A 15,063-nucleotide genomic window follows, 5' to 3' on the forward strand; every position below is an offset into this window, starting at 1 on the left:
CAGCACGTACAACCTAGATGGATCGAAAAATAAACAGATGAAAAAACGATTTTAACGGCGCTTGCACCAAATTGGAGAGCGTCAAGTTTATAGTTGCATCATTATGGTGCAATAGGGCGTATCATTAGGATAACAGCGCGTTTTTTAGACGCATTTTCTGGAATAAAAATAAAGTGCGTAATTTGGGGGATTCAAATAGGGAGTGTCTGTAACTTGTTTATTTACCAAAATGCTGTAAATCCCCGTCACTTAGACGGGGATAAATTCACTTTTCTGCACCTATGTTTTTATCTGAATGCAGAAAATTTCTATAGATAGTTAATCCCTTAGTTACCTTAATTTAAATCATTATTAAGGGTAAGTATCTATATAACCCTGCCAAATGTTTCCATAAACAACATCAGGATCAAGATCATTTCCTATTTGATAATCAAAGAAAATTAGTCCGTCATTACCATCTTGATAACCCAGATTATTATTTAAAAGATTATAGGGGATGGAAATTGTTAATGTAGCTGTCTTCCCTCCTTCATCATCGGGATTAGTTGGTACTCGACCTGTAAAAGACGTTATGAACGTTCTGGTGCTGGAAGTAATGTATAAATTTAATTTAATTTCAGTACCAAAAGGCACTTTACTTGTGTCAGTGGGATCATTGGTTCCCGTTACCTTGACAAATAACCCTGGATCATCTGTTGTGGCTGTAAGTATAGCATCGTCATTAATTATACTATATTGATCCATAGGGCCACGACCAGACGAATTGTAAACTGTGCATGCTTCATAGGTTCTAATGACATCTGTCCAAGGCTTATTTGGCCTGCCTTTATAAGTGAAGGTTAATGGCCTGGATTTATAATTATCTATACTTCCTATTTCTTTGATGACTACAAAACTTAAATGTAATAATTTATTTTCATTAAATATGATATAAGGTAGTTCAAAATAACTTTGTAAATCACTCCCTTGTAATATTTTAATAACTTTCTTAGTATATTCTTTGTTTACAAAAAATAGAATGGAATCTCCACTTTTAGGATTATCATAACTAATTTTTACATAAAATTTACTTGATCCATCCGATTTTAAACCAAGTCCCAAAAGATTTAATATTTGTGGTTCAGGATATTTTTCTTCAAGCTCATCTAAATTTTTATCAACAATATATATTGTATGCATTGCAGCAATGGGGTCTGTCAATCCTAATATTTGTGCAAATAAATTAAGTTTTGAACCTACTGATTTTATGGGATGAACAAAAAATAGAATATTGCCACTTTCATTTGTTTCAACAATAAAACCTTTGTATTGCCCTTGTGGTTGTATTTTTATTTTTGTTGTATTATCGCGATCATATATTGTCACTGCATCAAATTGCAATTCATCCAGTGATGATACAAATATTTTTGCCTTTCTTAATGGAGTTCCATATTTGTCTCTCACAGTGGTTGTAACTTTAGTATATATATTTTTAGGATAAGTCCCAGATGCTAAAGGGATTGCTAGAAAAGGGGAATCGATATCTAATCTTAACGTTTTTAGGTCTATATCATCTACCGTATAGTTATTCATATTTTCCTCATTTGTCTATAGATGATAAAAATATAATGTCGATGTTTTTTAACTAAAGTGTTAATGTCGTTATGTTAGGAATTTTCTGTATATACTTTGATGCTTATGATGCGTTTTTTTCATTCAGGCTATCATTTAGATGATAGCCTGGATATATCAATACATTTTTATCGGTAATTGATCTTATTGTTGGGTTTCAATCTCAGCTGACCATACCTTGCTATGCATTATCTTTCCATTATATGAGAAAGTATAATCTAACTGGATAGTTCCAGCGCGGTTACTATAAGCTGCTATATTCTCTAAATCCGCAAGAGGAATATTAATTACTGTGTAAATTCCATCGCTATGAGTTGCTATTTCTTTAGATTGATAGTTCGTAATTCCATTTTTGTTTCCTGAGTTTATATATGAATTTAAAGTCACTATGGTACCTATGGGCACATTATCTGTTACATTTGTAGAATCATTAGTTCCTAGTATTTTTATAAACAGTCCTTCACCTTCTCCATGTGGGTATTTAATTATATTATCGTAATTAACCTTACCATTATTTGCTATCGTTACGCCTTCATTAACACCTAGGCTTGTATAAACAATACAGCGTTCATAATTTCTTGATATACCATCTTCGGGGCTATATGGTATACCTCCCATATAGGTTAATGGCAGCGGCATAGAAATTAATGAGCCTCCTGTTTCTCTAACGATAATATAAGATAATTTAGATTCAACCCCATACTGAAAAATTTGATAAGGTAATTGGAAATTAGGAATTCCTAATTCATCTTTTGGAGATTTAATCGTTACATAGTGGCCTGAATATTGAGGATTTTTTCCTTGTGTAGCAACAAGAAAAAACACAGTGTCGCCTGGGAGTGGGCTTTTATATTTTGGTATTGTAACTATGAAATTTTTCTCATTATCTTCAGCGATCAAAATCCCAATAGGATCATAGCCTAAAATACTTGGAGACCATGCTGCTTGATCACTGCTGGTGGGTTGCCCACCATAAATAGAATAAATAGGAGGGGCATAACCTTCGTAAGAAAAAATGCCAAAAATAAGAGTGGTTAATTGTGCTTTACCTGGCGTTGATGCTTGTGCATGGACATAAAAGATGATTTGCCCATTTGCGGCTGAATTGATAAAAAAACCATCTCTTTCATTAAAAGGAGAAATAGGCAACATTGTGCTGCTATTATTACCCAACGGATCAGAAGAATAGGAGAAAATAGTTAATTGGCTTTCTTGGCTCGATGATATGAATATTGGTATGTCAGACAATGGTTTTTTATGCGTTTGGTCAAGCAAAACTGTATGCACTTTAGTCGTACCAGCATTTGTTGGCTTATTGTCTTCATATGGTGATTGTAAATATACATTATCGACGATAAGAGCTAGAGAATCTTCGTTAATATCCTTAGCGTAACGAATGAAATTGCGACCCTCAAAATCTGCAATGTTATTTGAACTAATATCAAATGTAATTTTGTCTCCATATGATGCATTGTTTTTAACAAGGCATTGAATGGTAAGAGTGGCAATTTTTTGTGATGAATCTAGTAAAAATGGGACTGGAGTAGAGGATGTAATATCAGCGTCATTAACTGTAGTAAACTTAATTCCTCCCGTTATATTTTTAATGAAAATGCTAGCTGTTGGAGCTAGGGTTGAAGTTGAATTGACTGTAATGGTAAGTGGAAAAGATTGGCCTATTATCAAGTCACCACTTGCTTCTAAGCTATATTTAACATCTGGTTTGTTTTTAGTCTTGGTAGTTGATCCTGACATATCTAACCTCATTTATATAAAATAATTGTTTTTATACTGAATTTACCAGTGCTAATTTTATTGATATAAACGTCACTGACTATTTTTTGTTTATGATATTTTTTATTTCTTGATTTCTTGATTTCTTGATTTCTTGATTCAGTGAAAATATTATTTAGTTTGTAATATTTATTGAATCATATTCATACAATACACTTTCTAATCTAATGAATATAATGAAAAATAGTTATCGCGCGATAACAAAATTATATTGTTGAAAGTATTCAATGTAATTGAATGTAAATATATATATGTGCATTTATTTTTACAACAACTCGGAGTAATGAAAGTGTTCTATGCTAATTTTCGATAGTTTTTTGAAAAAATAAACCAATTAGTATGTAAACTGAGAAGGAATAGTGAGGTGTTTAGCTACCTCCCGTTGTGTTGGCTTTGTGGCATAAACCATCCGGATATGATGAAGACTATACCAAGATGGTATCAATTTCTAGAAAACTGTTTATTATATTCACAGTATTTATGTGACCTTGGCCACTTTATTTAGTGGCCAATTTTAAAATTGTAATGCCTAATTAACAGAGGAGCTTATTGTACTGCATATTAATAGCCCTTTAGCATCATATGAGTTGTCGATTTCATCTGTAATTGAGTTATATATTTTATAACCATCGCCAGACTGAAGCTTAAGTCTTAAATCTCCTTTCTTTACATTGGTGCTATGATAATAAAACACTCCCCAATTATAAAGGTTTTTAAATTCGTCATGAACTGATCTTCCATTACTATTAGATTTAAAATCTTCTATTGTATAGTTTACAAAATGAGCGCCATTACTAGAACAATCAATTCCATCATTAGCAGAAAAATAAATATCTTGATTGTTTCCTGGATTGAACATTAAATATCTTCCAGTGGTTAATATATATTCATGCAACTCAATGACCCCATTTTTTCTGTTAATCATTGCTTGGATTTTCCCTGTGCCATTTCCATTAACAGTTATAGGTCCTTTATTATACTCCCCTAGACTAACCATATTTTGGTCAAGATTAGTGTTTATAGGGATAAATTTGTAAGTTAGATCTGATGTATCAAAGTCTTCATTTGGTTTTTTCGATGATCTCAATCTTGCCGCTAAACTTAGAAAATAGTTATAAGGTTGTGGTTCTTTGAATATTTGATTCGCTATACTTTCATTGTTTATATTGTAAGCATACATGACTGCAGTGTTAACCTCAGGATCAAAACGAACTGAATTACTCGCGCCCGTATTACTAGTTTCTTCCTCTCCTGTTTTTTGATTATGCATCTTCAATGTCACTTTGATATCTTTACCCACGCCAACATGGCTATTCAATGTTGCGTATAAATACCCTTCATCATCTGTTGTGAATGGCGTTGCTTCATTTTTAGGGTTATCAGGCTGAGTTTTAGGTAATTCATTTGTATCGATCTGAGTTTGATCATGCGCCCAATTAACGTTACTAAAAGTATGGCGTTTAATGGCATCATTTGTACCTTTTTTAGTAATCAGGGCTCTGTATAGATATTTATCCTTTCCATTACCAATGAGTGGTTTTTTCGAATCAAAAGGTCCATTAGAGCCGCCTTGTTCAACGCCATAAACTTCAATTTTTTTGATATCAAAATCGATTGGTGGTTCTTGAAAATTTATAGGCTCTGAACAATTCTGTTTGGAAGGTTTGGGGGCATTCACAATATTAAGGCAGACAGTTGCCTCTCTTATTACTGGATCCGGATCTTTCTGCGTACTGTACAAAAATACCGCTAATTTCCCGCCGGTTTGAGCAGTCACATCTTTTGTATCTGACAGCCAAGTTTCATTTGGTTTTGAACCGGCAGGCAGGTTCAATTCCCATTTAAATTTGATCTTTTGCTCTGCATAAGGCGTTGTTTTGTTACCAGACTTTAAGACGACATTTGTATCGATTTGGTAGGCTTTCTGTCCATCAGGTGGAACAGTTCCATTTTTGGGCGTCAGTGTTATTTTTTCAATGGTTGGCCATTGGAATTCCACAGGTGGCGCTGACTTGGCATTCTTATCGTTAGTCGAAACGGTAACAACTACATTTGAAGCCTCAACGGTGCTGGTAAGTTCTGCCTTGAATTGGCCATTTTTACTGTCATCTCCTTCTTGTGATAAAGAAGTGAGTGTGACACCTTTAATCTTTGGCTCCCAATCCCAATGCACATTTTCAATTGCCTCCGGTTTTCCATCGGCATCGGTGATGGTGGCCGTATAAATATAGGTTTCATAAATCGCCTGAGGAGTGGGTTTATCTGCTTGGATTGTAATATGTTCCGGCTTAAAAGAGACTACTTGTTGCGCTTTAACAGGGGCTTGCTCTTCAATGGCGAGCGATACAGCAATGTTATTTACTGCTGTTGTACTGCTCAATTTTGCGTATAAATATCCTCCATCATCTGTTTTTGTACTTGGATATTCGAGATTAAGGCCTTTAACTTTTTTATCTGAATCCCATCTTACATTGGCGATTTCCTGATTGGGGACAGGGTTGCCATTAATATCGGCAACGACAGCAGAATAGGTATAGTGATGGATACCATTTGCGGTTAAAAACGGTTTATCTTCAGGTTTAACTTTAATAATCCCTTTTTGAATATGATAACTCTTGGTGTCAGCAACAAAGGCAACCAATTTTTGGGCGTTAGCTGGTTGCTGCTTTCCGATAACAAGAGAAACGAGTAGCTTATCAATGGCTTCTGTACTGGTTAAGGTTGCGGTTAATTTCCCATCGGGAGCCGTTGTATCACTGTTAGGACGAAGCTTAAGGTTTGGGTTGTGGCTTTCATCTTGGCCCTCCTTTGTCACACTCCATTGCAAGCTCTCAATTTTTTGCGTTCTCACTGGCTGCCCTCGACCATCAACGACGATACCGGTAAAGGTATAGGAATGTTGGCCATTTGCGCTTAAGGGGCCTGGAAGATCGACATCCAGTCTATTGTCTTGAATATGGTAGCTGGCTGTATCGGCAATAAAGGACACCGCACGTTCTGCATTAACCGGTTTTTGATTGTCAATGGACAGTGATACCATGACATTTTCTATAGCGTCATTACTTGCCAGAGTTGTGGTTAATTTCCCGTGCTCATCGGTGGTGAGATCGCCTTCTTGCGGTTCCCAAATCAGCCCATCTACATTTTTATCTTTACTCCATGTCACATGGGGTATTTTTTGCGTTCTGGCGGGGTTCTTCTGATGATCCAGAATCACTGCCGTAAATTTGTAGGCTTGTTTACCATTCGCCACTTGGGTCTCTTGGGGTGAAACGTTAATTCTATCGACATAAAAATTGGCAGCAGTTTCATTAAAACTGACTTCGCCTACTAATTGCGGAGGCTGGCCATTGAATTGGAGGTAAACTTTGACATTTTCATGTGGCTGGGTGCTGGTTAAGATGGGTTTAAGATTGAATTGCCCATTGCCATCAAGCGCAACAGAAGTTGGCTGTTGCCAATTAATGAATTGCAATCCTGATTCTGGGCCGGTTTTGGGTTCGGTGGCCCATTGGACGTTATCAAGAGTGATATTTTTTATTGGTGAGTTATTTACCGTATCAAAGGTCACAATAGGGTTAAAGGTATACCCGTCTTCTTTATTACCGGTAGCAGATAAGGGGCCCGATGGAATAAAATTGGCTTCTGACTGTTTTTTCACCATAAATGGGCGGACAATAACCATGATTTCAACCGGGACCGATTTTTGGTTATCTGCCATTTCAGCCAAGGCATAAATTGGGTAATTATTATTTTGATTATTACCGGGCAAATAAGTTGGCAGAGTCACTTTGATTGTATTGCCCGTATTAGAAGATAGCTTTCCACCGTGTTCTATAAAATCTTTATTAGTTGTCCAATGAATTTGCTTAACAGATTCATTGGACGATAATGTCGCTTTAATATCTTGTTGTTCATGACTGAACCCAACGAGTGTTGCAGGAAGGGACAGTTTTGCAATGGGCTTTTTCTGATGCTCAAGTACGATATTGTTATTTCTTTCCACTAAATCATAACGGCTGCTCGCTAATGTCCGCATCGATGTGACATTTTCTGGCGATAATTGAGCCCTAAGAGGCGTTCCCAATTTATAGTTTAAACTGGCCAAAAATTGAGTTTCAGTATGATTACTTTCTCCTTGTTTATAATCAACACCCAAGGTGAATAGCGGAATGGGGGTATAAGTCAGACTCAGTTTGGCCAGGCTCGGATTTTTCTGCTTGGTATCACGGTTGAACAACGTAATGTTATCGCCAAAATATTGCTCATAAGCGAGTTTGGCTCCCAAATTAGGGTAAGCCGGAAGGAAAAATTCACCTTGAATGTCATAACCGTTAGCAGGGCGTTCATGATAATTCTGAAAATTTCGAGAATTCTGCCAATGGCTTAAGCGCCAATACGTATTGGCCGAGAGTTTAATGTAATCTCCCCAAATTTCGCCCCCTAATCCCATCCGCTGATTTTGCCCTGTAAGATCGTGATCATAAAATGTATTCAGTCCATACATCCAGTTTTGGTAAAAATAACGTCCTCCTAATCCGATATTAACGGTATTTCGGTTATCTTTGTGACGGTAACCTACCTGAGAAAAAAACAACCAATCGGTTTTGTTATCGTAGAAGGGCAGTAATAAATCGAATGAGTTATTTTCCAGTGTGCCTTTTTTATCTAACCCAAAGTTAATTCGGGCCATACCAAATTGGGATAGCCATTTTTGTGTCTCAGAGGAAACGGTATTGTTGAATTTCCCTAAAGCATAAGATCTTGCTTGCTCAGCCAGCTCGGAAGGTGAAGAGGATAGGATATGGCTCGCAGTATGCAAATTTTTTACAATATAATCAGTAGATTCAGCGTGTAAGGTTTCATTGTTTTTTTTTATATGATTTTCTTTATGCGTAATCGAATTTAAATTTTTTTGATTTAATGCGTTAACTTGAATCGCCATATTATCTTTCGCATCTATTTCTTGCGAAAGTGTTTTAGCTGTGGATAAATGCTCTTCTGCAAAGGCATTTATCATTGTAGATGGTATTAGTAATGTATAAAGAAAAACAAAAAAAACAATAAATTTACTAATATATGATGACATATAAAACCACCTCGAAGTATTTTGCCTTTGATAGCCTCTATTTTTTATGTTTTAGTCAAAAAAATGGAGCTATTTCCCTACTGTTCTATATTAGTAAGTACTGATGACTTAGTTATGAAAAGTAATTATCAGTTGATAACTAAAAGTTATCTATATATTCATTGTTATCTCAAAAGAATAAACCGCCGATGAAGTTTTTCTATCCAGAAAAATATTTCAACGGCGGTTTAAGGTGAATTTAGGTAGAATAATAATTTTTATTAAACAGTTTTAATCTCTGCTGACCAAATTTTGCTATGCATTTTTTCCCCTTTATTTGTAAAAACATAAGTTAACTGAATGGTTCCAGGCTGCATGTCATATGGCTCAATCATATTGAGGTCATCGTAAGGAATATTGAAAACCCCATAAATACTGCCATCTGATTGCTGTTTTATTTCAAAGGGTGGATAAGAAGTGATGCCATTCTTATTGCCAGAATTAATATAAGAGTTTAAGGTCACCATAGTTCCTATTGGTACTTTATCTGGTTCTGCATTAGAATCATTAGTTCCTAGCACTTGAATAAATAGGCCTGTACCAGCACCATCTGGACATTTAATTATATTGTCGTGATTAATTTTACCGTTGTTTTCTATTTTTAAACCTTTATTAACACCTAGGCTTGTATAAACAATACAGCGTTTATAATCTCTTAATACACCGTCTTCAGGGCGATATGGTGTTCCTCCCATATAAGTTAATGGCAAAGGAATTGACGTTAATGAACTTCCTATGTTTCTAACGATAATATAAGAAAATGTAGATTTAACACCGTATTTGAAGATTTGATAAGGCACACGAAAATATGGAGTTCCTAATTCACGGTTTGGATTTGTAATCGTTACATTTTGGCCTGAATATTCAGGATTGTCTCCTTGTGTACCAACAAGAAACAACACAGTATCGCCTGGAGCTGCATTATCATATTGAGGTATTGTAACGATAAAATCTCTTTCCCCATTTTTAGAGGTCAAATACCCAATAGGTTCATAGCCTAAAATGCTTGGTGGCCATACGATCTGGCTACTATCACTAGGTTTTCCGCCATAAAGGGAATAAATGGGGCTAGCATAACCTGCGTTAAAAGTACCAAGGATGTTAGAGATTAATTGTACTTTTCCTGATAATGATTCTTTTGCGTGAACGTAAAGAGTGATCTGCCCGGATGAATCTGAATTGATCATCATTCCATCTTTATGCTCAAATGAAATAATAGGCAGTATTGTATCACCTGCATTATCAGAAGAATAAGATAAGAGTTTTAAGTGATTGTTTGGGACTGAAGTTATAAATATGGGCGTATTAGATAATGGATTGTGATACTTCTGATCCGTAATGACTGTATGTACTTGAGTGGTGTCTTTTTTTGTTGGAGCATTATTTATACCCGTTGATTGTAAATACGTATTATCAACGATGAGATTTAATGAATCGGGATCAATATCTTTAGCTTTACGTCTATATTGCCTGCTTATGAAACCTGCAATGTTTGAGCTAACATCAAATGTAATGTCATCGCCATATTGCGTTTTGGAGTTAACCGTACATTCAATGGTGACTGTAGCGGAAGTCATATTTCTATTTATAACAAAAGGGAAATAAATAGATGATCCGACAGGTGCTTCAGCTGGGCCTGAAAAAATGATGTTGTTTGATATGTTGCTAATTAAAATATGCGCTGCTGGAATTATTTTTTCTTTTGAATCTACCGTAATACTAAGCAAGAATTTTTGACCTATTATCAAATCTCCGTTTTCTTCCAAATTATATTTGACATTTAGCTTGTCATTATTAAGATTGATTAATTCTGACATGTTTAACCTCATTAAAATAAAGTTATTGGTTTTTATATTTAATTTGCCAGAGGTGCTTCAATTTGTTTAAATGCCTCTGACTGTTTTCTATATTGAAAATAAATTGTCAATGCTTATTATTCTGGCCTTGTATCAATATTTCCTTCCCACAATTTGCTGTATAAAGTGTTTTCCCCTGTCGAGAAGGTATATTCAAACCAGATAGTTGGAACTACACCAGTAACAGCATTTGGATAAAAACCAGAAAGCGTTTTTTCCTCAATATGAAAAACTGCTTTTGCATATCCACTACCATCGGCATCCAGCGTAGTTGGCATGAGCTGTTTGAAAGGCAATTTCAAACTATTATATTCTGTTTCTATATACATAGTCAGAGTGACTTCGGTACCCAATGGTACATTTGTTGCAGAGTTGTTTTTACCTAATACTTCAATAAATAACCCTGTATTTGGTTTTTCATGGTTGTTGGGATAGGCCTTGATATTATCAATCCCAATTGTTGTTCCATTAGGGATAATATATCGTCCATGGATTTTATCTTTGTAAGTGCTTGTGTAAATGATACAAGGATCATAGTTACGTTTTACATTAGTTGGTGGCCTATATATTACTCCGCCCTGAAACGTTAATATTGAAGGTGCAGAAGTCTTTGAGCCTGCTCCAGATTGGTAAATAGCCATATAGGAAAACTCAGTCTGGATGTTTAAATCAAATATATCATAAGGTAATTTAATGGAGTAATTATCCAAACCAAGATCTTTATCAGGATTTACTACATTATAATAATGTCCAGTAAAAATTTTCTTTGTATCTTGATTATCTTTTTTAGTGAAAAATAATATATAATCACTCGGACTAGCATTGGCATAATCTTCTACAGCGACATAAAAATGGGGATCACCATCTGAAATTAAAGGGCCGTTAAAATACCCTAAAATATTAGGCCAATGTATGGCATCAAAATAATTAGCAGGTTGAATATTAGCAATAAAGAGAGGAGAATTGGCAGCTATTGGCTTTAGAGCAATTCCTGTGACCATAGCCCCCAACTCAAGTACCATTGAGAGAGGTTTCTGTGGATAAATATTAAGTTGTATTTTCCCGGTACTATCAGAATTTATCCATGCTCCTCTAATATGACCAAATAGTTGTGTTGTCATTTTAATAGTTGGAGCGATATTATTATAAAGGTTAACGTGTTTCAATCTTGCATCTGATTGAACATCGGTTATAAATATATATGCATTAGGCAGTGGGCCACTTTCACCCATTAATGTTGTTGTTACAGGAGCAACGGCTGTTCCACTGGGAGGAATATTTTCTCCTAATGGTGCCTCTAAAAATGCATTTTTGTTTTCAATTGTCAGGGCTAATGAATCTAAGTTGATTGTTCTTGCAGTACTTTTCACATCTATTGTATTGATAATGGGTATGTCAGTTGTAATAGTAAATGTAATTTCATCCTTGTCATTTATTGGGGTATTATCTGAATTTGTTACACTTAAATAAACCGTCAATGATGATAGCGTTCCACTTCCAAACAAGGGCACACTTGTAATAGGAACGCCGTTTAGATTTAAAAATGTAACGTTTTTAGTGGATTCAAATTTAATAGTAGGTGGATTATCTTGGGGATTATTTGTTGTTAATGTAACAACTAGTGGAATAATTTGCCCTATTATAAAGGTTGAATTATTTGTTAATTCTACATCGTTTGGTAAATATGCTGCTAACACACCTTTTTCGTTATTAACCATTTTATCACCTCATGTGAATTTTATTGATATTATTATTTATAGCAACTCATTAAGCTTAGTTTGATGCGACTAATAAGATGGGGTTACATCTGCATGCTAATTTTTATGAAAAATAAAAACCAATGAAAAATAATTATCATTTGATAGATGTTTTATATCACTGCACCATATAATTAATGTGATAATCACATTTATTTATTGAATTGTGGGGCGGGGTTGCAGAGGTGGTTTATGCTTTTATTCGGCATAGAAGGAAAATAATCACCTTATAGGTAAAAGATGAATTTGATTATTTAATAAAATTTAATCTGTCTGACGCTAAAACCCCAAATTACTCCATGAAGAACGTTTTTTATTTAATAGGATTGATTATAATAAAACAATTGCTGATTTTTATCTGAAATAAATTTGTTAGATGTATTTCAATTATTATTACGATACGTAAAAACCAAACAATTAAAAATAAAGCGCTACATTCCGATGTACCCCAATGAATTTCAAGATATAACGTGACGACGAAGGTCAAGGAAATGACAAATTTGTCGTGAACGAGTTTGCCCAGCGAAAGACGGGGCTTCGGTGAGTGGCGGTTACCTCTCGTCATCCTCAGATATGCAGATAATCGTATGTCTAAAAAACGGTAACTGATCTGGGCGTAGCGAACAAATAGGATATTAGATCAAGGCATATTAAGACTGGCAAAAAGGTACAATTCACAATGCGGAAGCGGGATAAAACAAAGGAATAACCAAACTTCCAAGGTGATGCACTTCACATTTATTTCACTCTTTAGGTATAACGTGTAAAATAGCAGCATATTTGTGTTAGATGAGTGTAGCGGCGTCCTGCCACGCTGCATCCATTTAACATTTTTTCATATAGCTAAAACGGTAAAAATACTTGTCAATTAATAACTTAAGAAATATCGCCATCATCGCGCACGTCGACCATGGCAAAACCACGCTGGTTGATAAACTGCTGCAACAGTCCGGTACTTTCGGTGAGCGTGCTGCAACTACTGAGCGCGTGATGGATTCCAATGACCTGGAAAAAGAGCGTGGCATTACCATTCTTGCGAAAAATACTGCAATTAAATGGAATGATTACCGCATCAACATCGTAGACACCCCAGGGCACGCCGATTTTGGTGGTGAAGTTGAACGCGTAATGTCAATGGTTGACAGTGTGCTGCTGCTGGTTGACGCGATGGATGGCCCAATGCCACAAACTCGCTTTGTAACCCAGAAAGCATTTGCTCATGGCCTGAAACCGATTGTGGTTATCAACAAAGTTGACCGTCCTGGAGCACGTCCTGATTGGGTTGTGGATCAGGTATTCGACCTATTCGTAAACCTGGGTGCAACTGATGAGCAATTGGATTTCCCAATTGTTTATGCTTCTGCACTGATGGGGATCGCAGGTAACGATCACACTGATATGGCTGAAGATATGACTCCGCTGTATCAAGCAATCGTTGACCATGTTGAACCACCTAAAGTTGACCTTGATGGCCCATTCCAGATGCAGATTTCTCAGCTGGATTACAACAACTATGTTGGCGTTATCGGCATCGGTCGTATCAAGCGTGGCTCGGTAAAACCAAACCAAAACATCACCCTTATCGATAGCGAAGGCAAAACCCGTAACGGTAAAGTGGGCAAAGTCTACAGCCATTTGGGACTGGACCGCATCGAAACTGACAAAGTGGAAGCGGGTGATATCATCGCGATTACTGGTCTGGGCGATCTGAACATTTCCGATACTCTGTGTGAAGTCAATGCGGTTGAAGCGTTGCCAGCACTGGCGGTTGATGAACCTACAGTCAGCATGTACTTCTGCGTAAACACCTCTCCATTCTGTGGCCGTGAAGGTAAGTATGTGACTTCCCGTCAGATCCTTGACCGCCTGAAAAAAGAGTTGGTTCACAATGTGGCACTGCGTGTTGAAGAAACCGAAGATCCGGATGCATTCCGCGTTTCAGGCCGTGGTGAACTGCACTTGTCTGTTCTGATTGAAAACATGCGTCGTGAAGGCTTCGAGCTGGGTGTTTCCCGTCCAAAAGTTATCTTCCGCGAAATTGATGGCCGCAAGCAAGAGCCTTTCGAGCAGGTGACTCTGGATATCGAAGAGCAGCATCAGGGCGATGTGATGCAGGCACTGGGTGAGCGTAAAGGTGAAATGCGTGACATGCTGCCAGATGGCAAAGGCCGTGTTCGTCTTGATTACGTTATTCCAAGCCGTGGCCTGATCGGCTTCCGTACTGAGTTCATGACAATGACTTCTGGTACGGGTCTGCTGTACGCAACATTCAGCCACTATGATGATGTTCGCCCAGGCGAGATCGGCCGCCGTCAAAATGGTGTACTGATTTCTAATGGTCAGGGTAAAGCCGTTGCTTACGCGCTGTACAGCTTGCAAGAGCGTGGTAAATTGCTGCTGGGTCACGGTACTGAAGTGTATGAAGGCCAGCTTATCGGTATTCACTCACGTTCCAACGACCTGACTGTTAACTGCCTGACCGGTAAGAAACTGACTAACATGCGTGCGTCAGGTACTGATGAAGCGACAACACTGACTCCACATATTAAGAAATCACTGGAGCAGGCGCTGGAGTTCATTGATGATGATGAACTGGTAGAAGTGACTCCACAGTCAATTCGTCTGCGTAAACGTCATCTGACTGAAAACGATCGTCGTCGCGCGAGCCGCAGCAAAGACGCTTAACGGCTTATTACGCATGGCGTAATGGCAAGTTGAACATGAAGAGCTTAGGGTGTTTCGGCACCCTGAGTTTTTTATAACACCGCATTTTCCTCTAACTATCTCTTTCTCTTAATATTTCCTGTCATTTATTTTCAATCTTTAATTTTTGCGATTTTAACTATCTCCCTCGAAATATAACCGCAACCCAGTAAAAAGTAGTTTGCTTGTTTTTTTGTCTACTATCCTTTTTTCT

At 36.8% G+C, this 15,063-nt stretch carries 6 protein-coding genes; 1 reads left to right on the forward strand and 5 read right to left on the reverse strand.

The window, feature by feature from the left end:
* Positions 1–351: 351 nt before the first annotated feature.
* The 5 genes from FE392_RS02220 to FE392_RS02240 form a co-directional block, all read right to left on the reverse strand.
* On the reverse strand, positions 352–1,572 hold the full coding sequence (locus FE392_RS02220) for a hypothetical protein (protein ID WP_319928598.1): 1,221 nt from the start codon (positions 1,570–1,572) through the stop codon (positions 352–354).
* Positions 1,573–1,755: 183 nt separating this feature from the next.
* A complete protein-coding gene (locus FE392_RS02225; RefSeq protein WP_319928599.1) occupies positions 1,756–3,366 on the reverse strand; it encodes a hypothetical protein in 1,611 nt (536 codons plus the stop codon).
* Positions 3,367–3,934: 568 nt separating this feature from the next.
* Positions 3,935–8,494 carry an inverse autotransporter beta domain-containing protein gene (locus FE392_RS02230; RefSeq protein ID WP_319928600.1) on the reverse strand — a complete coding sequence of 1,520 codons (4,560 nt, stop codon included), beginning with the start codon at positions 8,492–8,494 and terminating at the stop codon, positions 3,935–3,937.
* Between the two features lie 260 nt (positions 8,495–8,754).
* Positions 8,755–10,350, reverse strand: a complete 1,596-nt coding sequence (locus FE392_RS02235) for a hypothetical protein (RefSeq protein ID WP_319928601.1) — start codon at positions 10,348–10,350, stop codon at positions 8,755–8,757.
* Between the two features lie 116 nt (positions 10,351–10,466).
* The gene (locus FE392_RS02240; RefSeq protein WP_319928602.1) at positions 10,467–12,107 is read right to left on the reverse strand and encodes a hypothetical protein; all 1,641 of its coding nucleotides are present in this window, start codon (positions 12,105–12,107) and stop codon (positions 10,467–10,469) included.
* A gap of 900 nt (positions 12,108–13,007) precedes the next feature.
* Between FE392_RS02240 and typA the strand changes: the two genes are divergently transcribed.
* On the forward strand, positions 13,008–14,831 hold the full coding sequence (typA, locus tag FE392_RS02245; RefSeq protein WP_319928603.1) for a ribosome-dependent GTPase TypA: 1,824 nt from the start codon (positions 13,008–13,010) through the stop codon (positions 14,829–14,831).
* Positions 14,832–15,063 lie beyond the last annotated feature (232 nt).

The sequence above is a fragment of the Xenorhabdus santafensis genome (genome assembly GCF_033949405.1).
GTDB classification, from domain to species: Bacteria; Pseudomonadota; Gammaproteobacteria; order Enterobacterales; family Enterobacteriaceae; genus Xenorhabdus; species Xenorhabdus santafensis.